Here is a 23,786-nt window from a genome sequence, read left to right on the forward strand (position 1 = left end):
AATCCCTAGTTAGTATGAGAATGTTCATGCTAGCTAGGGATTTTCATGTAGTTTAGCCTTATCTTTCCTTTTAATCTTCTTGATTAATAGAATAAATATTTCCGTTGTCCGTCCTAGTATTTCAATACCTAAATACACAATATAGCCTATAATAACCATTAGCGTAATCACAATGACCTCAATCGGAGTCAAAGGTAGGATAAAGGTAGACGTTAATTCTCCAAAATCTCTAATGGTTCTAGAGGCAAGATAAAAAAATACAGGGTATAGATTAGCGTTATTGGAATAGCAATAACTCTATTAAATCCAAATTCAATAATCTCAAATAAATTTTTTGAAGGCACTAACTCGTTTAGATTGAGAAAAAAAGAGGCGATTAATATGCCGATAGCGGTGGTAAGCAGCACGGCGATCCACGCATCTTCTTTTGCGGAAATACCAAGTACAATTACAAGGGTAGTGCCCAGATTAAATCCAATAATAATAGCAAATAACTGGCTTAAAGATAGATTTTCTTTTAGCATGAAAGGAATCTCCTAATTGGAAATATGTATATGCTTAAAGTAGTATTTGCCAATTTACCAGGAATATTCAAAAAAAGAAAGAGTAGTTTCGATCGTAAAGAACTTTTCCTTTATTAATGGATAGATAGCTGCTTGTTTACACTGAAAAATCAGCGGATTATGTCCACTGATTTTTAATAATAATCTATCCTATTGTTTTTTCTTGCGTAATGGCAGGTTTATGCTGCTTTTGTAGTAAGAAAAAGAAGACGCCGAACAAAACGAGTAATCCGCCTATGATTTGAGCAAGGATTAACCGCTCGTTTAAAAGTAAAACAGCTAAAAGCGTAGCCCCAACGGGTTCTCCTAGGATACTCATAGAGATAGTTGTTGCATTAACATAATTAAGTAACCAATTATTAATAACATGTGCAAGTGTCGGCACAATGGCAAGCAATACGAAAATACCCCATTCTTTTCCAGAATAGCCTGTCAATGTTTCACCAACTATTAGATTATAAATGGTTAACAAACAAGCTGCGAAAAAGAAAACGGTAAAGGTATATATCCAATGGGTCATTTTTTTAATAATATTTTGACCGATTAATAAATAACCAACTACAGCAATCACGCTCAAAAAGGAAAGAATATCTCCAATGACTGCATTGCTGTCTAGTCCAATATCTCCCCATCCGATCATCATAGCGCCAACGATAGCAATTCCCATTGTCATAATCGCTGCAGAAGTAGTTCTTTCACGAAAGAAAATAAATCCGCCAAGAAGGGATACAATAGGCTGCAGTGCCAAGATAATCGTAGAACTAGCTACAGTAGTAAACTTTAGAGAACTGAACCAGAGAGCAAAGTGTAAAGCCAAAAAAGAACCTGAAAAAAATAAGAACGACCAATCTTTTTTCGTTAGTTTTTTAAAATCATTTCTATGAATATATACCATAGGAATCATAATAAGACATGCAAGCCACATTCGATACATACTTAAAATAGTGGCAGGAGCCTCCGACCATTTTACGAAAATCGCAGAAAACGAGATAGCGATAATCGAGATAAGTAATGGAAGTCCAATAGATTTTGATGATTGCTGATTCACTTTGTTTCCCCCTGACAATTCAAACAATTTGATATAATAGTAAATATAGTACGTTCAGCAGCAGGAAACAATCATTATTTTTCATTTGTTGGAAAAAAGAGAGGTTGGGACATAACTAAATAGATACTCTGTCAAGACGAACAATATCTAATTTAGCTAGTAAATAGCGGCTGCTTTCGCATACTTTTTACAAGAGGAAATATAATTAGTTGGGAAAACAGAGCAGCCGGAATACACGTAGACGCCACGGGGGATTAGCGAGAGAGTCTGAGACCCCGGAGGCTCAAGCGTTGTCCACGGAAAGCGAAGTGTATTCCGGCTGCGGGGAATTGCACTAAACTTCATGGAAACATCCTTTTAAAAACAAATAAAAAACCAAACAATTATACGGAACTTTTATTAGTATCTTCGTATAATTGTTCGGATTTATCTTTGGCTGGAATACTTATCTTTAAATCTCTAGTTGCTTTTGTTATTTACCTTGCATGGATAAATTCATAGTTCATATCGAAACGAAGGATGCTGCATTCATATGGTCCCAGAATTACTGCAAGATCATCTGATTCAGCAGCATATTCTTCCTCTGTTAATAAAAGGGATATTTTTTTTCCTCGTAATGGGAAGGGAAGAAGAAATTGTGCTTCCATATCACTCTTATTTATAACTGTTAAAAGGATTTCATCGTCTTTTTTTGTATAATACGCTAAACAAGAGTCAGATTGTGACAAAAAGTAAAAAGAGCCATTATTAATGAGAAAGGAACTTTGTTTACGGACTTGAATTAATCGCTTAACAAAGCCTTTTAATTCTTCGTCATGTTCGTCTGAGTTCCATGGCATACACTTTCGACATCCAGGGTCGCTGCCCCCGCCTAACCCAATTTCATCTCCATAGTAAATACATGGAGTCCCAGGGTAAGTGAGGAGAAAGGTAAACAGAAGTTTTACACGTTCTTTGCGATAACTGCATTCATGCATAATCCGTGGGGTATCATGGCTGCCAATAATGTTGAATAATACTTTATTCACTGTATCTGGATAGGACTGTATAGTGGTTGTCATCTCTTCCATAAATTGTTGAGAAGAAATCATGTCATAAGCAAAAAATTGTAACGCTTTTGTTAGCAATGGATAATTCATAACGGAGTCAAACTGATCACCTCTTAGCCATGGTAAAGAATCATGCCAAATTTCTCCTAATATAAAGAGGTCAGGTTTTAGATCTTTAACGACGGAACGGAAGGATCTCCAAAAATCATGATCAATTTCATTGGCAACATCTAAGCGCCAGCCATCGATATCACATTCTTTTATCCAATATTGTGCTACATGTAATAAATAATCCTTTACTTCTAGGTTTGTTGTATTAAACTTTGGCATTGTTTCATAAAAGCCAAATGTTTCATAATTTAATGTGTCATTTTCTTTTAAAGGAAATTTATGTATATGAAACCAGTCTTTATAGCGTGAATTGTCTTTGTTTTTTAGAACATCTTGAAATGGTGGAAATTGATAACCACAGTGATTAAATACGGCATCAAGCATTACTCGAATTCCACGCTCGTGACATTCTTTTACAAGACGTTTGAGCATTTCGGTATCGCCAAATTGCGGATCTACTTCTAAATAGTTAATGGTATCGTATTTATGATTGCTTTTTGCGTGAAAAATAGGAGTAAGATAAATACCATTTATGCCAAGGTCAGAAAGATAGTCTAAAGAGTCGATAATCCCTTGAAAATCACCGCCAAAAAAATTCCACAATCCTGGCTCCTCTTGCCCCCAAGGAGCAATATCCGCTGGATTCAAGGAGCTATTTCCATTGCGAAATCGTTCCGGAAAAATTTGATACCAGACAGTTGTGGATACCCAAGAAGGGGGAGTGAAAACATCTTTCTGATGAAGATAAGGTAAGCAAAAATAATAGCCAGCATCTTCTGGGATAAAAGGAAAGAATCCTTTTTCTGTATAGGTTATTTGTTGTTCATTATCTCTTATTATAAAGCCATAGCGGACTCTTTTTTTATTGGTAATTGTGCAATGCCAATAGTCAAACAGGGAATCAGATCCGCTTTTTTCCATTGTTATGCGCTGAGATACCCAATGATAGTCAATCATCTCGTACTGGTCCCCATAGATTAGTTCTATTTCTTTGACATTTGCTATTTTTGTTCGAATGTGGATATGGAGGGTATCTCCATTTTGTAAATAACAATAATTATCTCCGCTGCGATGATAGATAGAGGCTAAATCAATCATTTTCTCACACTCCCTTTGTAATCTTTCTATATCTTTTTGCCAATAGTGTTGACAGTTAAGAAAGATTTTAAAAGGGAGAAAAGAAAATTAGTTTATTAATGGAAAAACCACTCGCAAAATAGAGGAGCGAGCGGCTTACATTTACTATATCGAAAATTATCCGTTAACAATTGTACCACCATTAACATGGAGGACCTGTCCAGTAACATAAGTGGAATCATTACTAGCTAAATATACATAGGCTGGTGCAAGTTCACAAGGTTGACCAGCACGTTTAAAAGGAGTATTTGCTCCAAAAGATGCCACTTGTTCACTATCAAAGGTAGAAGGAATTAGTGGTGTCCAAATTGGTCCTGGTGCTACACCATTAACTCGTATGCCTTGTCCAGCTAGAGAACCTGATAAGGAACGAGTAAAGGCAGTAATAGCTCCTTTCGTAGCTGAATAATCAATTAATGTTTCATTCCCTTTATAGGCAGTAATCGATGTTGTATTGATTATCGTATCGCCTTCTTGGAAATGTGGAAGAGTGGCTTTTGTTAAATAAAACATAGAGAAAATATTAGTTTGGAATGTTTTCTCTAATTGTTCTGACGTGATATCCAGTATGCTTGATTGCGGATGTTGCTCTGCAGCATTATTTACGAGAATATTAACCTTGCCAAATTCTGAAACGGTCTTTTCTACCACCTCTTTACAGAAGCTTTCATCACCAATATCCCCAGCAAGCAGTAAGCATTTTACTCCTTCTGCTTCGACTAATTCTTTTGTTTTATTTGCATCATCATGCTCATCTAAGTATACTACTACAACATCAGCACCTTCTTTTGCATAGTAAATAGCAACAGAACGGCCAATTCCGCTATCACCACCAGTGATGATTGCCGCTTTTCCTTTTAATTTTTCAGATCCCTTATAAGAGGGATCTACATCTTTCGGAATAGGATTCATTTCAGTTTGAATACCTGGTTGTTGTTCTTGATGTTGAGGGGGAAATGTTTGTTCAATTTGTTCGTTATTATTGTTAGCCATTTCAATCACTCCTTCTATATTCTGTGCATGTTTACTTATTTTTCCCAAATCAGTTGAAATAAACATGGTAAAAATAGGGTTGTTTGATAAGGAGTGCAGGTAAAAAAGGATGGTACCCAAATGGTTCCCACCCTTTATTATTAGCGATAATTGACAAACTGCACATCAATTGTAATTTTTGATTCGTCTTTAACAGCAGCAATAATCTTTTGTAAATCATCACGGCTTTTAGCAGTTACACGAATTTGATCGTCTTGTTGTTGCGTTTTCACTTTCAAACCACTATTTTTAATTAATGCATTTATTATTTTTGCATTGTCTCTATCAATGCCCTGTATCAATTTCGCTCTTTGGCGAACCGTACCACCTGAAGCACCTTCTATTTTGCCATAATCTAAGTTTTTGATAGGAATCCCACGTTTAAACATTTTGCTAATAAGTACATCTTTTAGCTGTTCCAATTTATATTCATCATCTGAAACAAGCACTAAGTCCTCTTTGTCTAATGTGATATTGCTTTTACTTCCTTTAAAATCATAACGATTTTGAATTTCCTTCATCGCCAGCTGGACAGCATTCGTTACTTCTGAAAAATCTACCTTTGATACAATATCAAATGAACTTTCTTTTGCCATATTTACCTCCTGATTAATTGGAATTTAATACGAATTATAAGTAAGTCTGTAGTAAATCCAATTTCTTTTATGCTTGTATTATAGTAAAATTAAGCAGTTGTAACAACTTTAGGCATGGAATATTCGTAAATAAGGGAATAATTAGGATGGCAGAATATAGAGTAAAGTTGAAATAGACAAGAATTAAAGGAGGAAACCAAATGTCGTTAAGAGATTATATGGGACGAGTAGAAATATTAACAGTGGCTAGGATAGCATCTTTCGGGTACTTTTTGACGTTAGAAGAGGAAGACGAGGATGTGCTTTTGCATTTTAGTGAAACTGATCAGAAATTTGAAGAGGGCGATGAAGTACGCGTTTTTATTTATAGTGATTCACAAGGAAGAGCGTGCTCGAGTACGTTTATTCCGTCCATCGCAGTCGGGAAGTATGATTGGGTAAAGGTAACGGATCGCAAAGAGGGAATCGGCTGTTTCTTTGATATAGGCTTAAAAAAGGACATGCTATTAGGCGAGGATGATTTACCGGTTCATGAAGAGGTTTGGCCAGAAGTTGGGGATATGCTTTATATTACGTTAAAGGTAAATAAGAACAACTACTTATATGTTAAACCTGCTACAGATCCTATCATTGAAGAAATGGCAACAAAAGCGACAAGAGCGGATTTTAATAAAAACATCCATGGCTATATTTATCGAACAGCAAAGGTTGGTAGCTGGATTTATACAGCGGAAGGCTTTAAAGGATTTATCCATGAATCAGAGAGAGGCCAGGAACCAAGATTAGGAGAAAAGGTGAACGGTCGTATCATTGATGTAAAGCTAGATGGTACGGTAAATGTATCATTATTACCGAGAAAAGAAGAAGCGCTTGATAAAGATGCCCAACTAATTCTAGATTATTTAATTACTCGAAAGGGTGCAATGCCTTATGGAGATAAGAGCATGCCAGAGGATATTAAAGAACGATTTAATTTAAGTAAAGGATCTTTCAAACGGGCGCTTGGAAAGCTAATGAAGGAAAATAAAGTCTACCAAGAAGAAGGATGGACGTATTTAAAGGAAGACAGTCAAAACTAATCCAAATATAGGTTGGGTAATGGGGTATTTCAAAGTATTTATATCTTTGGGATGCCTTTTTAATTATAGAAAAGGCTTGGAAAGTTAAAGACGCATAGGGAGGTTTATCTCAATGCCTTTTTCAGACGTAGGAAGTGCTAGAAGGTAACAGAGAGGTCGCATCAGAGCCCATTTCATCAAAAAAGGAAGCCAAAAGGTAACAGAGAAGTCGCGTCAGAGCCCATTTCATCAAAAAAGGAAGCCAAAAGGTAACAGAGAATCCACATCAGAGCCCGTTTCAGCAAAAGGAAGCACCAAAAGGTAACAGAGAAATAACCTCGATAACTTTTTACCCAGAGGCAGTGCCAAAAAAGAACTGCCTTAAAAATCAGGCAGTTCCTATATTAGCATTCCGATCTCCGTTGTTCTTACAGGTGATCTGTTTTTTTACTATACTGATGTTTGCCGTTTTTGCGGTTTTTTTCACGCATCATGTTCTTTTCATGACGCAATGCATTATTATCTTTGGCTTTTTTATCATTATCAGAAGTATGTGGCATAAAAAATACTCCTTTCAACGTCAGCTTTTGTTCTATTAGAACATTGTTAGTATGAGTGAAAGGAGTAAATTTTATTCTTTTTAACTTAACGTATTTATTCAGGTAGTTTATTTAAGAAGAAAATAGCGATTGTTCCAGCACCAGTATGAGAACCAACAGATGCGCCAATTGATGAAATGAACACATCTTTTGGTTGGAATTTGTCTACAATCATTTCTTTTACTTCTAAAGCTGTCGCTTCATCATCGGCATGACTGATTGCAAACACTTGTTGATCCAACTTATCTCCTCGTTCTTCTATTAGCTCAATCATTCTGCGGAGAAGTTTCTTTTTGCCACGAATTTTTTCAAGAGGGACAAGCTTCCCATCTTCAACGTGTAATAAAGGCTTAATATTTAATAACCCACCAAGAAATGCAGAGGCTTTTGAAACACGTCCGCCTTTTGCTAAATATTCTAGATCCTCTACTGTAAATAAGTGCTCCATATGCTCGCATAAGAACTGCAGGCGTGGTATAATTTCACTTATGTCTTTACCTAGATCGCGTAATTTTACCGCTTCTTGAACCACTAATCCAGCACCTAATGATGCGCATTTACTATCAATGATCGTTAAATCAAAATCAGGATATTCTTCCTTTACTTGTTCTAATATCATTACTGCTGTTTGGTAGGTTCCAGATAATTGCGAAGAAAAAGCAATATAAACACCTTTATCATTATTTTGTGCTAATTCTGTAAAAATATCTTTAAATAATGCAGGAGAAACTTGAGAGGTTTTTGGAACTTGTCCACTGCGAATAGCATTGTAGACAGTAAGTGGTTCTATTGTTTTCAAATCCTCATATTCCTTACCGTCTAGGTTAACTTTTAGCGGTAGTAGTGAAACCTCGTTTTTTTCATAATAGGATAGAGGTAAATCACTTGCACTATCTGCTAGGATTTTAAAAGTCATATTCATTTCACTTCTTTCTTTTTTTATAAAAACATATGGTAATTGGAGTACTGTTATGATAAATAACGATAATCTCTGTAAAAATGCCTTGTTTTTTTAAAACAAGGCATACTTATTTGTAGTTTATAAAACTTTGCAGGAAAAAACAATGAATAGTAACAGTTAAAATAGTAAAAATTACTATATATCGTATTGGAGAGGATACTTATGTATTGGTTATTAACAAAAAAATTAATTGTCGTTATTTTTGGGGCACTTTTAAATGCCATCGCCATGAATTTTTTCCTAATACCTGCTGATGTATACGCAAGCGGATTTGCTGGTGTCGCACAGCTTGTATCAAAAGTAACACCTATTTCTACCGGGATTTTATTATTTATCCTAAATGTGCCAATTGCGATTCTTGGTTGGATCAAAGTGGGAAAATCATTTACGTGTTTTAGTTTTTTAAGTGTTGTTTTTATGTCTTTGTTTATGGAAATAATTCCAGTCCATAGCTATTCCCATGATATTTTGTTAAATGCTGTTTTTGGCGGTGTCATTGCGGCTGTTGGGGTTGGATTAACGTTGAAGTGGGGGGCATCAACTGGAGGCATGGACATTATCGCCATGATTCTCTCACGTGTACAAGATAAGCCCGTCGGTACCTATTTCTTTATTCTGAATGGAGCTATTATTATCACAGCTGGAGCCATGTTCGGTTGGGAAAAAGCTTTATATACGCTAGTGAATCTTTATGCAGCGACAAAAGTGATTGATACGATACATACAGCCCACCAAAAATTAACGGTGATGATTGTTACAAAGAAAACAGATGAGCTAAAAGTTGCAATTCATGAAAAATTAGTGAGGGGAATTACGATTTTGCCTGCTCGTGGAGCATTTTCTAATGAGCCAAAGGAAATGCTAATGATTGTAGTGACTCGGTATGAATTATTTGATTTGGAACGTGTCATTAAGGAAGTTGATCCGCAAGCATTTACCAATGTTGTACAGACAACAGCAGTACTCGGTTTCTTTAGAAAAGCATAAAGGAGGAAGCATTTTGAAAAAAATTACTGCAATAATTTTATGTTTGTTCATTAGTATGCCATTCCTATCGATAGCGGCATCAGCAAACTCGACGAAAGAGCAAGTAAAACTACAAGATGTAACTGTTAGTGGTACAAACGGAAATTATGTTGTAAAAGGGAAAGCAACAACAGCAGGGACTATTTTTTATTCTGTCGAAGATGGGCATAATGAATTATTAACAAAGCAAAAATTACAAATTAACAATAACAGATTTTTATTGCAAATTCATTTGAATAAAAAAGATTTGCCGACGAATGGAACAGTAATTTTATATTTTTCTGAAGAAGGGAAAGAACCATATTCAGTAGTATTAGAAACATTTTCGTGAAACTTGATTTTGAATGGAGTTTTGCGTTGCAATTTAAGTTGAAGCAAAAAAGCTGCCCAATAAAGGTCTGTCTCCCAAGCATTTCTCTTTTTATAGCTTATGGAGGGTTCCTTTATGGACAGCTCTTCTTAATTTAATGTGTCTGAATTTGATCCAGCTCTGTTTGTAATTCGGCTAATTGATGCTGTTCGGCTGTCGTTGTATTAGCATAAGCAGAACTAATTGCATTCTTTGCTTTATCAACTAAGCCGTTTACATCTTGACCGTTAGCATTTTTAGCTACTTCGACTGCTTGTCTAGCTTCTTGAAAAAGTCTATTTCCCATTTATTCTAATCCTCCATCAGATGGTCTTTCATTTGACATTTTATAGCTCTCAGCTTCAGCATATGTCATATGATAAGGGATACGTTCGGAATGCTTTGTCACAGAATCTACTCCTTGTTGTACAAAACGTTTCGATTTGTTTCGTTTTCCCATTAATGATCCCTCCGAGTGTTGAGTGTAATTGGAAAGACAGAAAGAAGCATTTTAAATATCATATGAAACAGTAATGACTGCTTCAATTATAGTATGGACGAAAACAGTTGTAATAAAGACGGTAATGATACCCAAATCTTAAAGAACACGAAGATTTAAAGCTTCATTTAAATAAATAGCGAGACCGTCCTCTTCATTGGATAAAGTAATATCATTGGCAAGTGTTTTCAACTCTTTAATTCCATTTCCCATTGCTACACCTGTGCCAGCATACTCAATCATTTCGAAATCATTATCTTCATCGCCAAATGCAATAATATTTTTTTGTGGAATTTGATAATAATCAGATACCTTTTGTAATCCGATGGCTTTATTGATTCCAGATTTAACAATTTCAATGACGTGAAATGGATCGGCCCAACGGCGATGGTCAATTAAATCTGCATGAACATCAGATAGATGCTTACGGATCGCAGGAACATGTTCTTCTTCGGCATGAATTAGGATAGAAGTAGGTGACGCTTCTAAAAATTCCAATAGATTTCCGGTCGTAACTTTTGGATTTCCTAAGGAAAAAATATCAATCAATTTTTCATCGTGATAATGGTAGTAAACATCATCTATTACTTCTGCGATAATATTGAGAAAAGGATAATCATTGCAGGCAGCTACGATGTCCCGCGCCGTTTTTATATCAAGTGGAGAATGATAAAAACCCCAATTAGTATCCTTTGGATGATGAATAAAAGCTCCATTAAAGTTAACGATAGGAGTACGTAAGTTTAATTCGTGATAAATCGCTTCGCTTGCGCGGAATGGTCTTCCCGTTGCAATCATCACCTCATGACCCTCATCCATCGCTTTTTGAATAACTTTTTTGGTAAGGGGAGAAATGGTTTTATCATCTTTTAATATAGTTCCGTCAAGGTCTAATGCAATTAGGTGTTTTTCTGTCATAGTGTCTCCTTTAGTGTCAGTATATTAATTTTTATTCCAGAGCTAGTAGGGGCGTATTTTTCGAAAAAAATGCCACTTCATGTTACACTTACTTATACATATAAAATATTATTACACTTTATTCGTTAATTCTACTTTCACGGTGTTAAGTTATGTAAAAAAAAGCAAAGAAATAGAAGATATATTCCCTTTCTATTGTTTCCCTTTTATTTTACATGAATCAGTTATTTTTTCCAAAAAAGGAGGGGTGGATAATGATTCTAGTTGAAAAATTACATATAGAAGATATTCCTGTATTGCATATTGTAAAAAAAGACTACTATGATCAAAAAAGACCATATATTCAATTTACACATGGCTTCACAAGTGCAAAGGAGCACAATCTCCATTTTGCCTATCACTTAGCAGAGAAAGGTTTTCGTGTTGTACTGCCTGATTGTTTATATCATGGAGAAAGAGAACAAGGACTATCTGCTATGGAATTAAACATGCACTTTTGGAATATCGTAATGAAAACGATTGATGAAATAGAAGAGATAAAAAATTATTTCAGTAAGAAAGAGCTTATCGATGATCAACATATAGGTGTAGTTGGAACAAGTATGGGTGGAATCGTTACATTGGGTGCATTAAGAAAATATTCTTGGATTAACACAGCAGTTAGCTTAATGGGGATGCCATATTATGAAAAATTTGCTCATTATACCATTTCTGAAGTGAAGAAGAGGGGCTATGAGCTGCCACTAAATGATAGCGAAATTGAAGCATTAATTAAGCAGTTAGAAGAATTGGATTTAAGTAAGGCTCCAGAAAAATTAAAAAATCGTCCGCTTATGTTCTGGCATGGCAAAAAAGATGAAGTGGTTCCTTATGAATACTCCCATCAGTTTTATGAACATATAAAACCTTTGTACAGGGAAGCACCAGATCGACTAGTATACCTTTCCGAAGAAAATACTGGTCATAAAGTAAGCCGAAAAGCCATGCTTAAAACAGTGGAATGGTTTGAAAAACATTTAGCAGAGGGATTAATAAAAGCGTGATTCAAATCCTTTTTTCTAATCATAATTATTTGTTATAGTGTAACTATAAAGATAAAGCTTCATTTACGGTAAAAAATAAATACGTTTGAATATAAATAAAAATAAGGGGTGCCTTCGAATGAATGAAGAATTAAAAGACAGTATTATGGGTGCACTAGAGCTTGTTATCGATCCAGAGCTTGGAGTCGATATTGTAAACCTAGGATTAGTTTACGATTTGGAGCTTAAAGAAGAGGGATTATTGGTTGTAACAATGACTTTAACAGCAATGGGATGTCCGCTTGCAGGCGTCATTGTCGATCAAGTAAAGGCAGCTGTAACAGATATTCCAGAAGTAAAAGAGACAGAAGTAAACATTGTCTGGTCGCCAGCTTGGACAAAAGATAGAATGTCCAGATATGCAAAAATTGCCTTAGGTGTCCGATAAGAAGCTAGGTAGATGAATTTTATATGGTTATTAAGAAGAGGGGAAACCCTCTTCTTTTTTTCTTTGTATATAATATACTGTATATTATGAAAAATGATATGATAGAAAAATACAAAGTGAAACTTTTATCCCACCCTTAACGGACAGTAAGACTCCCCCCTGATGGAAGTTTCACTTTATGAAAGTTTAGTAAAAAGGAGTGAGATCGAATATGAAGGATCAGTTAAATCGACCACTAAGGGATTTGCGCATTAGTGTTATTGATCGCTGTAATTTACGGTGCCAATATTGCATGCCGAAAGAAATTTTTGGTCCAGATTATCCCTTTCTTCCTCCAAGTGAATTATTAACTTATGAAGAGATAGAAAGAATAGCGAAATTATTTGTGCAATTAGGTGTTGAGAAAATTAGGTTGACTGGTGGAGAGCCATTGTTACGTAAGGACTTACCCTTGCTTATTGAAAGACTTGTTCCATTAGAAGGTCTAAATGATATTGCCTTAACAACAAACGGAATTTTTCTTCCTAAATATGCCGACGACCTAAAGAAGGCTGGTCTCAAGCGAGTAAACATTAGTTTAGATAGCATAAATGATGAATTGTTTGGTCAGATGAATGGTCGTAATGTAGGCGTTACTCCTGTTAAAAAAGGAATAGAAGCTGCTAAAAAAGCTGGCTTAGGAATTAAAATAAACATGGTAATAAAAAAAGGAATGAATGATTCAGAAATCATCCCGATGGCAACCTATTGTAAAGAAAATGAATTAGAACTTCGTTTTATTGAATATATGGATGTTGGCAGTACAAATGGGTGGAAAATGAAGGATGTTATAACAAAAAGAGAAATCTATAATCAGTTGCAAGAATCATTTGAATTCGAGCCGGTAGAGGCTGATTACTTTGGAGAAGTAGCCAAAAAGTATAAGTACAAGGATTCCAATGTAGTAGTTGGCTTTATTACCTCTGTTTCTGAATCTTTTTGCTCGAGCTGTACGAGAGCAAGGTTATCGGCAAACGGTCATTTATATACATGCCTTTTTAACGGAAATGGCCATAATATCCGTGATTTTATGAGACAAGGGGCAACCGATACGGAGCTGCTTGAATATATTCGAACTATTTGGCGGAATAGACAGGATAGATATTCAGATGAACGTAAAGAAGAAGCAACCACTTCTCGCACAAAAGTAGAAATGTCTTATATTGGTGGTTGAGAGCTATCTGATAAATGCAAGGAAAAATACGGGAAGAAATATTTTATGGTATTAGAATAGTTCTTTTTTAGTTATTTCTTGGATAAGGAGGAAAAGGCAATGACAGCAGAGGATAGAGTTCCTATTCTAATAGAAGATGCAATAAGCAGAGTAATGGAATATAAAAGGGAAGGGACAAAGGAGGGTGTATCCATCTTTAATAGCAACGGTCGTTATTTAGCTGAAGATATTAAAGCTTCACATAATGTTCCACGATTTGATCGCTCCAGCTATGATGGGTTTGCATTACGTTCAGCAGATACAATTGCTGCATCAAAAACACATCCAACTGAATTAGAAATAATTGATGAAATTGGGGCCGGGCAAGTCTCACATAAAAAAATAGGGAAGTATCAAGCAATCAGGATTATGACAGGAGCCATGCTGCCAACTGATACAGATGCTGTTGTAATGTTTGAAAAAACGGAAGAGCTGAAAAAGGAACAACGAACCTATATAAAAATAGACCATGTTTTACATAAAGGAGAAAATATATCGTTTCAAGGAGAAGATGTAAAGGAAGGAACTGTTTTAATAAAAAAAGGAACAAAAATAAATCCGGGAATAGTAGCGCTTTTAGCAACATTTGGAATAGAACAAGTTCCTGTTGCCAAGAAACCAATTATAGGTGTATTTGCGACAGGAACAGAATTATTGGAAGTGGATGAAGAACTGGAAGAAGGAAAGATCAGAAATAGCAATGCTTATATGATAATGGCGCAAATCGAACGGGCAGGTGCTATTCCTCGTTATTTCGGCAAGTTGCCAGATATTATGGAAACAAGCTATGAAGCCATTCGACATGAACTAGATTCAGTTGATATGCTGATTACGACAGGTGGGGTTTCTGTTGGCGATTATGATTTATTGCCAGATATTTACCGCAAGCTGGGGGCTGAAGTTCTTTTTAATAAAATTGCGATGAGACCTGGGAGCGTCACAACAGTAGCACAGCTAAATGGCAAATTATTATTTGGACTCTCAGGAAATCCTTCTGCGTGTTATGTGGGATTTGAATTGTTTACAAACCCAATCATAAAAAGCTTTCTGTTTTCCCAGAAGCCTCATTTGCCTATAGTTGATGCGGTGTTGCAAGAAGATTTTCCAATGGCAAATCCATTTACACGTCTTATTAGAAGTAGAGTCTCCATTGTAGATGGAAAGCTAGAAACAGGCACAAGTGGCGTAGATAAATCGAATATTGTGAGCAGCTTAGCCTTTGCAAATGGCTTAACAATATTGCCTGGAGGAGATTCAGGCTATAAATGTGGTGATATAGTAAAAGTGATTTTGCTGGAAGAGACAGAAAATCAATGATTATTGTAGGAAGAAGAAAAAAGTAGAGCAATCTTACAAGGATTTCTCTACTTTTTTGTCGATGAATTTTAAGGAATCATCCAGGATAACACATTGTTTTGCAGGAAGGTAATAATACATACAAGTAGCAAAAGGAATATACTATGTTTTAAGGTGAAGCGAAGTAGTTCAGATTCTTTGCCAGCCAAACCAACCGCAGCACATGCGACAGCGATAGATTGTGGAGAAATCATTTTCCCTGTAACTCCTCCACTTGAATTAGCTGAAATAGCAAGCACAGGGTCCATGCCAACAGATATAGCAGTGATTTTTTGTAGATTTCCAAATAGTAAATTGGCCGATGTATCAGAACCAGTAATAAATACGCCAAGCCATCCAAGGACTGGAGAGAAGAATGGAAATAATGCTCCCGTTTTAGCTAATGTCATTCCAAGCGTTGTGGACATACCAGATGCATTTGTTACATAGGCAAAACCAACTACAGACGAAATTGTTAAGATTGGAAATTTTAACTCTTGAAGTGTTTCCTTTGATGTCTCATACACTTCTCTCCAGGAAAGTCGGGCAATATATTTTGTAACAATACAAGCAAATAATATTGCAGTTCCAGCAGCACCTAACATTTCTATTTTATAAATGGCTGCAACTTCTTCACTAGCACCATTAATAATTTTATTGTGAAGTAGTGGTACTTCAGGCATAAAGGTCAAAAGTTCTCCTAATTTATTAAGACCCTTCAAAATAATGTTTGTTCCTTCATAATAACCTGATAATGCTAACTTCACAGTAGGAATTCCCCAAAGGGAGATGAAGGCAGTTAATACTAAAAAAGGAGACCAAGCATGAAAGATTTCACCAGCTGTGTATGTAGATTCTGGAGTTTTCTCTTGTTCTGCTGATGCTGCTGCAGTTTCCGCGTCCCCTTTAAAGAGAAAAATCTTTTTCGGTTTCCAGAATTTTAAGAAAATAACTAATGCAAATAAAGAAACTAAGGCAGATAAAATATCAGGCAATTCAGGTCCTAGGAAATTAGATGATAAATATTGTGTGAATGCAAAGGAAATACCTGATACTAAAATAGCAGGAAGCACTTCCCATACTCGTTTAAAGCCAGCCATAATAATAACTAGATAAAATGGAATAAAAACTGAAATAAATGGCAGTTGACGCCCAACCATTTTAGAAATTTCTAACGCCGGAATGCCAGTAGGCCCCTCTACAGCGGTGATTGGGATACCGATTGCCCCAAATGCAACAGGTGCCGTATTAGCCAATAAACAGATACCGGCAGCATATAATGGATTAAAACCTAACCCGACTAAAAGGGCAGCAGAAATAGCAACAGGTGCCCCGAAGCCAGCAGCTCCTTCTAAAAATGCTCCAAATGAGAAAGCTACAAGTAATGCTTGAAGTCTGCGATCTTCTGTAATGGACAAAATAAAATTGCGTATAATGGTAAATTGTCCGCTTTTAACGGTTAATTTATACAAAAGCACGGATGTAACGATAATCCAGCCAATAGGTAATAGTCCATAAACGATGCCTTGGCTAGCAGACATCATACTCATTCCAACAGGCATATTGAAAGCGATTACAGAAAGAAGTAAAGCGAGCAGCAAGGTAGTAATTCCGGCTACATGTCCTCTCATCCGTTTAATGGCAAGCGCCCAAAAAAAGTACAAAATTGGAATTACTGCTACTATAGCAGATAATGCCAAATTGTCGCCAACAGCGGTAAAATTTTGAGTAAACGTCATAAATTCATCTCCCTTATTATATTTCTTTTTCCATTTCATGTTGAATTATTGATTATTAGACAATGATCAGATGAAGAAACCGCTATCATTTCAATCTTCCAAAAATTAGGTCATCTGATGACTTGATGAACCTATTATAAAATGATGTTTTCCAAAAAACAACATAAAATTGACAATTTTATGACTTTTTTTATGTACATTGCGACTTTTAGCAGTATAATAACAATAAAAGGGATGGACGCTTTGGAGGTAGAATAATGGAATTTAAGCAGATTCGACCCAAAAAAATTTATGAAGAAATAGCAGAAGCCTTGCATGAAGGAATTCGCTCAGGAGGTTTAAGACCTGGTGAAAAATTGGCATCTGTACAGCAGCTTGCAGAAAATTTCCACGTAAGTCGTTCTGCTGTAAGGGAAGCGCTTTCTTCTTTGAAAGCAAAAGGTTTGATTGAAATGAGGCAAGGAGAAGGGACCTATGTAAAAGAGTTTGAAGCTGATCAAATTATGTTTTCTTTTCCTTCTGCGATTTTGATGGAGAAAGAAGACCTAAATCATCTCCTTGAAGTAAGAAGAATTATGGAGGTAGGCGCAGCTGCTGCTGCAGCAAAAAACCGCACAACCGAAGATTTAGAAAAAATGAAACAAGCGTTAGAAGAAATGAAACAGGCAAATGGAATAGAAGAATTAGGAGAAAAATCGGATTTGAACTTTCATTTAGCAGTTGCAGCAGCTTCACAAAATCCTTTGCTTGTAAACTTATTACTTAACGTTTCTGATATCATGCAAGAAGCAATGAAAGAAACGAGGCGGTTATGGTTATTTTCTAAAAAAACAACGACAGAACGCCTGTATGAGGAGCATCTAACCATTTATGAGGCTATTGTGGAGAATAATGAGGCTGAAGCAAGCGAGGCAATGCTTTATCATCTACAAAAGGTTGAAGCGGTGCTTAAAGAATATTTTGCTGAGAAAGAGCATAAAGCTTAACATTCAGTTTTAAATGTAAATGTTTTAAAATTTTTTCTTCTTGCAAATTGAAAAATTAACTCTATATTAATGAAAACGCTTTAATTATTATTTTTCCAATAATAGTAAAAAACACTCTATAAATGTATGTAGGGTGCTTTTAATAATAAGGTCATCAGATGACCTGTTCATATCATCTGATGATTATTAGGATGTACAGTTTAATCTTAGAGGGGGATTTTCAGAATGAAAGTGACATTATTTGCTACCTGTCTTGTTGATATGTTTCAAAGTGATGTGGGAAGAGCAACGGTAGAATTATTAGAAAGATTAGGATGCGAAATCGATTTTCCAACGACACAAATCTGCTGCGGACAGCCATCCTATAATAGTGGCTATGTAACGGAAACGAAGGAAGTAATGAAAACAATGATGAAATCCTTTAAAGATGCTGAATATATTGTTTGTCCTTCTGGTTCCTGTGCCTATATGTTTCATGAATACCAGCATATTTTTAAAGGGGATCCGGTATGGGAGCCAATTGCAAAAGAACTTGCCTCTAAAACGTTCGAATTAACACAGTTTATTGTAGATGTCTTAAAAGTTGAAGATGTAGGAGCAACGTTCCATGGGAAAGTTACCTACCATACATCTTGTCATATGACGAGATTACTAGGAGTGAAAGACGCTCCTATTAAGCTATTAAAAAACGTGAAAGGGGTAGAATATACCGAATTACCATTAAAGGAGAATTGTTGCGGCTTTGGGGGGACTTTTTCTGTGAAAATGGGGCAAATTTCCGAGCAGATGGTAGATGAAAAAGTTGCATGTGTAGAATCCACAAATGCTGAATATGTAGTTAGTGCAGATGCAGGCTGCTTAATGAATATCGGGGGAAGAATGGGTCGAAAGGGCAAATCAATTAAGGCTTTACATATAGCAGAAGTATTAAATAGTCGAGCATAACAGGGGGATGAAAAGCTATGTCGATGAAAACAAGTTCTCAAAAATTTAAGGATAGAGTGTCAACAGAACTAGAAAACGTATTTATGCGTGGTGCTGTATCAAAAGCGCAGCAAACAATTCAAGCAAGAAAAAATAATGTGACCGAGGCGATGGGAAATTGGGAGGAATGGCGGTCCCATGGAGAAGAAATCCGCCAGCATGTTTTAGAAAATCTTGATTACTATTTATTCGAACTGAGTGAACAAGTGGCAAAGCGTGGTGGGAATGTTTTTTTCGCCAAAACAGCAGAAGAGGCAAGTCATTATATTGAGCAAGTAGCGTTAGAAAAAAAAGTGAAAAAAGTGGTAAAAGCAAAGTCGATGGTAACAGAAGAAATTTCCTTAAACAAAAAGTTAGAGGAAGCTGGGTGTGAGGTAATTGAAACGGATTTAGGAGAATATATTTTGCAGGTAGATGATCATGATCCTCCATCCCATATAGTTGTTCCAGCTTTGCATAAAAATAAAGAACAAATCCGTGATGTTTTTTCAAAAAAATTAAACTATACCAATACAGAAAAGCCAGAAGAATTAGCATGGCATGCAAGACAAGTACTTCGAAATGAATATCTAACTGCGGATATGGGCATTACAGGATGCAATTTCGCTGTTGCAGAAACAGGATCGATTACACTTGTAACAAATGAAGGAAATGCTGATTTAGTTGCAGCACTTCCCAAAACACAAATAGTTGTGATGGGGATGGAACGCATTGTCCCTACTTTTTCCGAAATGGAAGTATTGGTTGGCATGTTAACAAGAAGTGCCGTAGGCCAAAAATTAACTAGTTATGTGACAACGTTAACTGGTCCTAAAGAGGCTGAGGATGTAGATGGACCAGAAGATTTTCATTTAGTTATTGTGGATAACGGTCGTTCAGATATTCTAGGTGGAGAATTTCAATCCGTACTACAATGTATCCGCTGCGCAGCTTGTGTAAATGTTTGTCCTGTATATAGACATGTTGGAGGACATTCATACGGTTCTATTTACTCAGGACCAATTGGAGCTGTTCTCTCACCATTGTTAGGTGGGTATGAAGAATATAAAGAGCTCCCATATGCGTCCACTCTTTGTGCGGCTTGCACAGATGCGTGTCCGGTAAAAATTCCGCTTCATGAACTGCTGCATAAGCATAGACAAGTAATTGTGGAAAAGGAAGGAAAAGCGCCAATTTCTGAAAAGATGATATTTAAAGCTTTTGGTATCGGTGCTTCTTCACCCAAGCTATACAATATTGGTTCTAAAATCGCCCCAGCCGTGACGAAACCATTAGTAAAAGGAGATAAAATTACGAAGGGTGTCGGAATGTTAAAAGAATGGACAGATATCCGTGATCTTCCAGCACCAAATAAAGAGAGATTTCGCGATTGGTTCAAGAATCGAGACAAGGAGGAGGGGAAAGAATGACAGGGACTATCCAGAACAGAGACGCTTTTCTCGAAACAATTGCATCGAGATTAGGTAGACAAAGGAAAACCAAGCTAGAACAGCCGCAATGGAATTATCATCCACAAGAAGAAGTGCTGAAGGAGGCAACAAAGGATGAGTTAGTTGAGGTCTTAAAATCGCAATGTACGCTTATTCATACAGACTTAGTTATTACTTCCCAAAAGGAACTAACACACACACTGTATAATTTAATAAAAGAATATGGTGGAGGAAAGATTGTTACTTGGAAGGATGCGCGGTATGAGCAGTATGGACTCCACGCTTTATTTAAAGAGAAACTGCTTGAAGAAAATATCGATGTTTTTGAATGGGACGCTTCTTTAGGAAAAGAAAATATTGTAAAAGCAGAACAAGCAAATATAGGCATTACCATAAGCGAAATTACGTTAGCGGAATCAGGCACTGTTGTTTTTTATAGTGGAAAGGATCGAGGGAGAACAGTCAGTTTTTTACCTATTCATAGTATCGTAATTGTCCCAAAAAGTACGATTGTGCCAAGAATGACTCAAGCAGCAAAAATCTTACGAGAAAAAGTTCAAAAGGGAGAAGTACTCCCGTCATGCATTAACTATATTACAGGACCAAGCAACTCTGCGGATATTGAAATGGATCTAGTCGTCGGTGTCCATGGTCCAGTGAAAGCTGCCTATCTAGTAGTGGAAGATTTATAGATAAGCTTTATGTGGAAATTTCTGACACCACTAGATAAATGCCTCATATGATGATGTTGTTAAATGAAATTCTTTTTCTTTATGGCTGTTTTCGTAAAGTATGTTGCGATTACCCGCAGCCGGAATACACTTGGCTTTCCGTGGGGCTAAGCTTAAGCCTCCTCTCTCAAGCTTAGGAGAATACGAGGAATCTAGGTGGGAGATTAACTGTCCGTAAAGGTCCGATTGGTTCAACTAACCATCAGTGGGGAGGAAGGAACCCCCACTGATGGAAGTTTCATTTTATGGAGATAGTGCTAGATTAATTTTAATTGGTTTGTTTTCCTCAAGTTTGTTGTTTAGTTTTTTCAATAGAATTTTTTTATTAAAACAAACAATCTTTCAAACTTGGATTAGTTATGCTATTTTCGATTATAATCTTTGCTCTAATTTGTATCGGCTTTGAACGTTATACCTTAATTTTTAACTCAACTAGGATTTTTTTTAACATCACTATATCTAATTAATTATCTGAATAATAAGAAAACTACTACTTTTATGAAAAAGTGTTGATTTTATATCCAGTAGTTTTTATAATAAGAGAATCTTAGATTAATAAATATAAATAAAAATGATTAAATATACATTAATTTTATCGAAAGGAGGAAGTTATGAAGGCAGCTATTATTGGTACAACTGGCTATGGAGGAGTGGAATTAATTAGAATTTTGCATAGTCATCCATTGTTTACAATCAAGTCTGTACATACAACAAGAGAAGAAGTCCCAGTATGGAATGAATATCCGCACCTGATTAATATTATAGAAAATAAACTTGAACAAATAAATCCAGAAAAAATAGCAAAGGAATGCGATATTGTCTTTTTTGCTACTCCAACAGGTGTTTCCGGAAAGTTGGTGCAAGAATTCATAGATAAAGAGATACAACTGGTCGATTTATCTGGGGATTTGCGCTTAAGGAATACAGAAGATTATCAAAAATGGTATAAAAAAGAACCTGTATCGGCTGAGGTTGTTAAGAGCTTTGCCTATGGGCTTTCCGAATGGAATAAGGAAAACATAGCTTCTAGCAAGAAAATTTCAAACCCAGGGTGTTACCCCACTGCAACGCTCTTAGGATTAGCACCAGTAGTGAAAGAAAATCTGATTATACCAAATAGTATTATTATTGATGCTAAATCTGGCATTTCTGGAGCGGGAAGGAGTCCCTCAAGGGCTAATATGTTCGCTGAGATGAGTGGAAATTTTAAAATTTATAAAGTGAATGAACATCAGCATATTCCAGAAATAGAGCAACAATTAGTTGATTGGAATGCTGAGATGAAGGCTATTACTTTTTCGACTCATCTATTGCCGACAAGCAGAGGGATAATGGCAACTATATACGCTACATTAAATAAAAGTATAACAAGTGAACATATTCATGATTTATATATGGAAATGTATAAGAACAGTCCTTTTGTACGCGTTCGACCACTTCATACCTATCCTTCGATAAAAGAAGTAACTGGCTCTAATTTTTGTGATATCGGAATAAATGTGGATGAACGTACAGGAAGATTAACGATCGTATCTGTTATTGATAATTTAGTGAAAGGGGCTGCGGGTCAGGCCATTCAAAACGCAAATATCATGAACGGCTATGAAGAAACGATGGGATTACAGTTTCTTCCGCTTTACCCTTAAGGAGGAGCCTACGTGCAGGTTATTAACAATATTCATCAGCATTCATCTCATATTGAAGAAATCAAACAAGGAAGTATCGTTACTCCAATTGGCTTTCGAGCTGCAGGAGTACATGCCGGACTTCGATATAACAAGAAAGATATTGGTGCAATTGTGAGTGAAGTTCCCGCAAATTGCGCCGCTGTGTATACGACAAGTCACTTTCAAGCTGCACCGTTAAAAGTAACGCAAGAATCGATAGCAAAGGAAAAACAAATTCAGGCAGTGGTAGTAAACAGTGCCTGTGCAAATGCATGTACAGGAGAACAAGGCTTAAATGATGCATATCAAATGAGAAAGATAATGGCAAACCATCTTCACATAAAGGAAGAATATGTTGCTGTATCTTCAACTGGTGTCATTGGCGAATACCTGCAAATGGATAAAATCGAAAAAGGAATTAACCAATTTATCTTTGATTCTACCCTGGAACATGCTGAAGCATTTCAAGAGGCAATTTTGACTACTGACACAGTTATGAAAAAATGCTGCTATTCCGCTAGTATTGCTGGAGTAACCGTAACGATGGGAGGAACGGCAAAAGGTTCTGGAATGATTCATCCTAATATGGCAACGATGCTTGGATTTATAACGACAGATGTAAATATCTCGTCGGAAATTCTTCAAGACTCTTTAAGTAAAGTTATTCCTACTACCTTTAATCAAATTACAGTAGATGGAGATACTTCTACAAATGATACAGTGTTAGTCATGGCAAATGGAATGGCGAAAAACGAAGCTCTTACAGAAGAGCATCCTGATTATCCGATCTTTTTAGAGTTACTTTCTGCTACTTGTGAGAGTCTTGCCAAGCAAATTGCAAAAGATGGAGAAGGAGCTACAAAGCTAATAGAAGTAAAAGTTTCAGGTAGTAAAGATGATGAGGAAGCACGTGCTATTGCCAAGCAAATTGTTGGTTCCAATTTAGTGAAAACAGCAATTTATGGATCAGATGCAAACTGGGGAAGAATTATTACAGCTATTGGTCAAACAAATACAGCAGTTAACCCTGCTAGTGTTGATATTGCAATTGGAAATATCGTGATGCTTAAGGAAAGTGAACCACAATCCTTTTCAGAACAAGTTGCAATCAATTATTTAAATCAGGATTTTATTCAGATTTTTGTTGATTTGCATAATGGAAAAGGAGAAGGAAAAGCGTGGGGCTGCGATTTATCTTATGACTATGTAAAGATAAACGCAAGCTACAGAACTTGAGGTGATAATG

General features: G+C 36.1%; 23 protein-coding genes and 1 pseudogene. 13 read left to right on the top strand and 11 right to left on the bottom strand.

What is annotated here, in order from left to right:
- Nucleotides 1-33 precede the first annotated feature (33 nt).
- The 5 genes and pseudogenes from HHU08_RS25890 to HHU08_RS06990 all read right to left on the bottom strand — a co-directional run bounded on the left by HHU08_RS25890 (nt 34) and on the right by HHU08_RS06990 (nt 5,536).
- Nucleotides 34-524, bottom strand: a pseudogene (locus HHU08_RS25890) (GerAB/ArcD/ProY family transporter).
- Nucleotides 525-708: 184 nt separating this feature from the next.
- The gene (locus HHU08_RS06975) at nt 709-1,611 is read right to left on the bottom strand and encodes a DMT family transporter (protein WP_169188106.1); all 903 of its coding nucleotides are present in this window, start codon (nt 1,609-1,611) and stop codon (nt 709-711) included.
- A gap of 476 nt (nt 1,612-2,087) precedes the next feature.
- Nucleotides 2,088-3,869, bottom strand: a complete 1,782-nt coding sequence (locus HHU08_RS06980) for an alpha-glycosidase (protein WP_101730340.1) — start codon at nt 3,867-3,869, stop codon at nt 2,088-2,090.
- 156 nt (nt 3,870-4,025) lie between these two features.
- Complete coding sequence (locus HHU08_RS06985; protein WP_169188107.1) at nt 4,026-4,901, bottom strand: SDR family oxidoreductase; 876 nt, start codon at nt 4,899-4,901, stop codon at nt 4,026-4,028.
- Between the two features lie 140 nt (nt 4,902-5,041).
- A complete protein-coding gene (locus HHU08_RS06990; RefSeq protein WP_016204605.1) occupies nt 5,042-5,536 on the bottom strand; it encodes a YajQ family cyclic di-GMP-binding protein in 495 nt (164 codons plus the stop codon).
- A 200-nt stretch (nt 5,537-5,736) separates the two neighbouring features.
- Here HHU08_RS06990 and HHU08_RS06995 point away from each other — a divergent pair, with 200 nt between their 5' ends.
- Nucleotides 5,737-6,615 carry a CvfB family protein gene (locus HHU08_RS06995; protein WP_169188108.1) on the top strand — a complete coding sequence of 293 codons (879 nt, stop codon included), beginning with the start codon at nt 5,737-5,739 and terminating at the stop codon, nt 6,613-6,615.
- 407 nt (nt 6,616-7,022) lie between these two features.
- Here HHU08_RS06995 and HHU08_RS07000 read toward each other — a convergent pair whose 3' ends face one another.
- Together HHU08_RS07000 and HHU08_RS07005 are read right to left on the bottom strand one after the other, a co-directional pair.
- Nucleotides 7,023-7,154 carry a DUF3941 domain-containing protein gene (locus HHU08_RS07000; protein WP_081836758.1) on the bottom strand — a complete coding sequence of 44 codons (132 nt, stop codon included), beginning with the start codon at nt 7,152-7,154 and terminating at the stop codon, nt 7,023-7,025.
- Between the two features lie 94 nt (nt 7,155-7,248).
- Complete coding sequence (locus HHU08_RS07005) at nt 7,249-8,109, bottom strand: DegV family protein (RefSeq protein ID WP_101730338.1); 861 nt, start codon at nt 8,107-8,109, stop codon at nt 7,249-7,251.
- A 207-nt stretch (nt 8,110-8,316) separates the two neighbouring features.
- Between HHU08_RS07005 and HHU08_RS07010 the strand changes: the two genes are divergently transcribed.
- Both HHU08_RS07010 and HHU08_RS07015 read left to right on the top strand, forming a co-directional pair.
- Nucleotides 8,317-9,141, top strand: a complete 825-nt coding sequence (locus HHU08_RS07010; RefSeq protein WP_016204608.1) for a YitT family protein — start codon at nt 8,317-8,319, stop codon at nt 9,139-9,141.
- Between the two features lie 13 nt (nt 9,142-9,154).
- Nucleotides 9,155-9,511 carry a hypothetical protein gene (locus HHU08_RS07015; RefSeq protein WP_016204609.1) on the top strand — a complete coding sequence of 119 codons (357 nt, stop codon included), beginning with the start codon at nt 9,155-9,157 and terminating at the stop codon, nt 9,509-9,511.
- Nucleotides 9,512-9,644: 133 nt separating this feature from the next.
- Here the strand turns inward: HHU08_RS07015 and HHU08_RS07020 are convergent, their stop codons facing one another.
- The 3 genes from HHU08_RS07020 to HHU08_RS07030 form a co-directional block, all read right to left on the bottom strand.
- Complete coding sequence (locus HHU08_RS07020) at nt 9,645-9,836, bottom strand: DUF3813 domain-containing protein (RefSeq protein ID WP_016204610.1); 192 nt, start codon at nt 9,834-9,836, stop codon at nt 9,645-9,647.
- Nucleotides 9,837-9,989 (bottom strand): hypothetical protein, encoded by a 153-nt coding sequence (locus HHU08_RS07025; protein WP_016204611.1) that lies wholly within the window; start codon nt 9,987-9,989, stop codon nt 9,837-9,839.
- A 138-nt stretch (nt 9,990-10,127) separates the two neighbouring features.
- Nucleotides 10,128-10,946 (bottom strand): Cof-type HAD-IIB family hydrolase, encoded by an 819-nt coding sequence (locus HHU08_RS07030; RefSeq protein ID WP_169188109.1) that lies wholly within the window; start codon nt 10,944-10,946, stop codon nt 10,128-10,130.
- Nucleotides 10,947-11,200: 254 nt separating this feature from the next.
- Here HHU08_RS07030 and HHU08_RS07035 point away from each other — a divergent pair, with 254 nt between their 5' ends.
- The 4 genes from HHU08_RS07035 to HHU08_RS07050 all read left to right on the top strand — a co-directional run bounded on the left by HHU08_RS07035 (nt 11,201) and on the right by HHU08_RS07050 (nt 14,985).
- Nucleotides 11,201-11,989, top strand: coding sequence for an alpha/beta fold hydrolase (locus HHU08_RS07035; protein ID WP_016204612.1), 789 nt, complete (start codon nt 11,201-11,203; stop codon nt 11,987-11,989).
- 118 nt (nt 11,990-12,107) lie between these two features.
- On the top strand, nt 12,108-12,416 hold the full coding sequence (locus HHU08_RS07040; RefSeq protein ID WP_101730336.1) for a metal-sulfur cluster assembly factor: 309 nt from the start codon (nt 12,108-12,110) through the stop codon (nt 12,414-12,416).
- Between the two features lie 199 nt (nt 12,417-12,615).
- Nucleotides 12,616-13,629 (top strand): GTP 3',8-cyclase MoaA, encoded by a 1,014-nt coding sequence (gene moaA / locus HHU08_RS07045; RefSeq protein WP_224427412.1) that lies wholly within the window; start codon nt 12,616-12,618, stop codon nt 13,627-13,629.
- A gap of 99 nt (nt 13,630-13,728) precedes the next feature.
- Nucleotides 13,729-14,985, top strand: a complete 1,257-nt coding sequence (locus tag HHU08_RS07050) for a molybdopterin molybdotransferase MoeA (protein WP_169188111.1) — start codon at nt 13,729-13,731, stop codon at nt 14,983-14,985.
- A 68-nt stretch (nt 14,986-15,053) separates the two neighbouring features.
- Here the strand turns inward: HHU08_RS07050 and HHU08_RS07055 are convergent, their stop codons facing one another.
- Nucleotides 15,054-16,742 (bottom strand): L-lactate permease, encoded by a 1,689-nt coding sequence (locus HHU08_RS07055; RefSeq protein WP_169188112.1) that lies wholly within the window; start codon nt 16,740-16,742, stop codon nt 15,054-15,056.
- Nucleotides 16,743-16,999: 257 nt separating this feature from the next.
- On the opposite strand from HHU08_RS07055, the gene HHU08_RS07060 reads away from it, so the two are divergent.
- From HHU08_RS07060 to argJ, 6 genes are all read left to right on the top strand, one after another.
- Nucleotides 17,000-17,728, top strand: coding sequence for a FadR/GntR family transcriptional regulator (locus tag HHU08_RS07060; protein WP_169188113.1), 729 nt, complete (start codon nt 17,000-17,002; stop codon nt 17,726-17,728).
- Nucleotides 17,729-17,953: 225 nt separating this feature from the next.
- The gene (locus tag HHU08_RS07065; protein ID WP_016204618.1) at nt 17,954-18,673 is read left to right on the top strand and encodes a (Fe-S)-binding protein; all 720 of its coding nucleotides are present in this window, start codon (nt 17,954-17,956) and stop codon (nt 18,671-18,673) included.
- Nucleotides 18,674-18,690: 17 nt separating this feature from the next.
- Nucleotides 18,691-20,121, top strand: a complete 1,431-nt coding sequence (locus HHU08_RS07070) for a LutB/LldF family L-lactate oxidation iron-sulfur protein (protein ID WP_169188114.1) — start codon at nt 18,691-18,693, stop codon at nt 20,119-20,121.
- Nucleotides 20,118-20,834 (top strand): LutC/YkgG family protein, encoded by a 717-nt coding sequence (locus HHU08_RS07075; RefSeq protein WP_169188115.1) that lies wholly within the window; start codon nt 20,118-20,120, stop codon nt 20,832-20,834. The genes HHU08_RS07070 and HHU08_RS07075 overlap by 4 nt, the downstream gene beginning before the upstream one ends.
- Before the next feature lie 650 nt (nt 20,835-21,484).
- Nucleotides 21,485-22,519: an N-acetyl-gamma-glutamyl-phosphate reductase gene (gene argC, locus HHU08_RS07080; protein WP_169188116.1), complete on the top strand. Its 1,035-nt coding sequence runs from the start codon at nt 21,485-21,487 to the stop codon at nt 22,517-22,519.
- Nucleotides 22,520-22,531: 12 nt separating this feature from the next.
- Nucleotides 22,532-23,776, top strand: coding sequence for a bifunctional ornithine acetyltransferase/N-acetylglutamate synthase (gene argJ / locus HHU08_RS07085; RefSeq protein WP_224427411.1), 1,245 nt, complete (start codon nt 22,532-22,534; stop codon nt 23,774-23,776).
- Nucleotides 23,777-23,786: the final 10 nt, after the last annotated feature.

The organism is Niallia alba (genome assembly GCF_012933555.1).
GTDB lineage: Bacteria > Bacillota > Bacilli > Bacillales > Cytobacillaceae > Niallia > Niallia alba.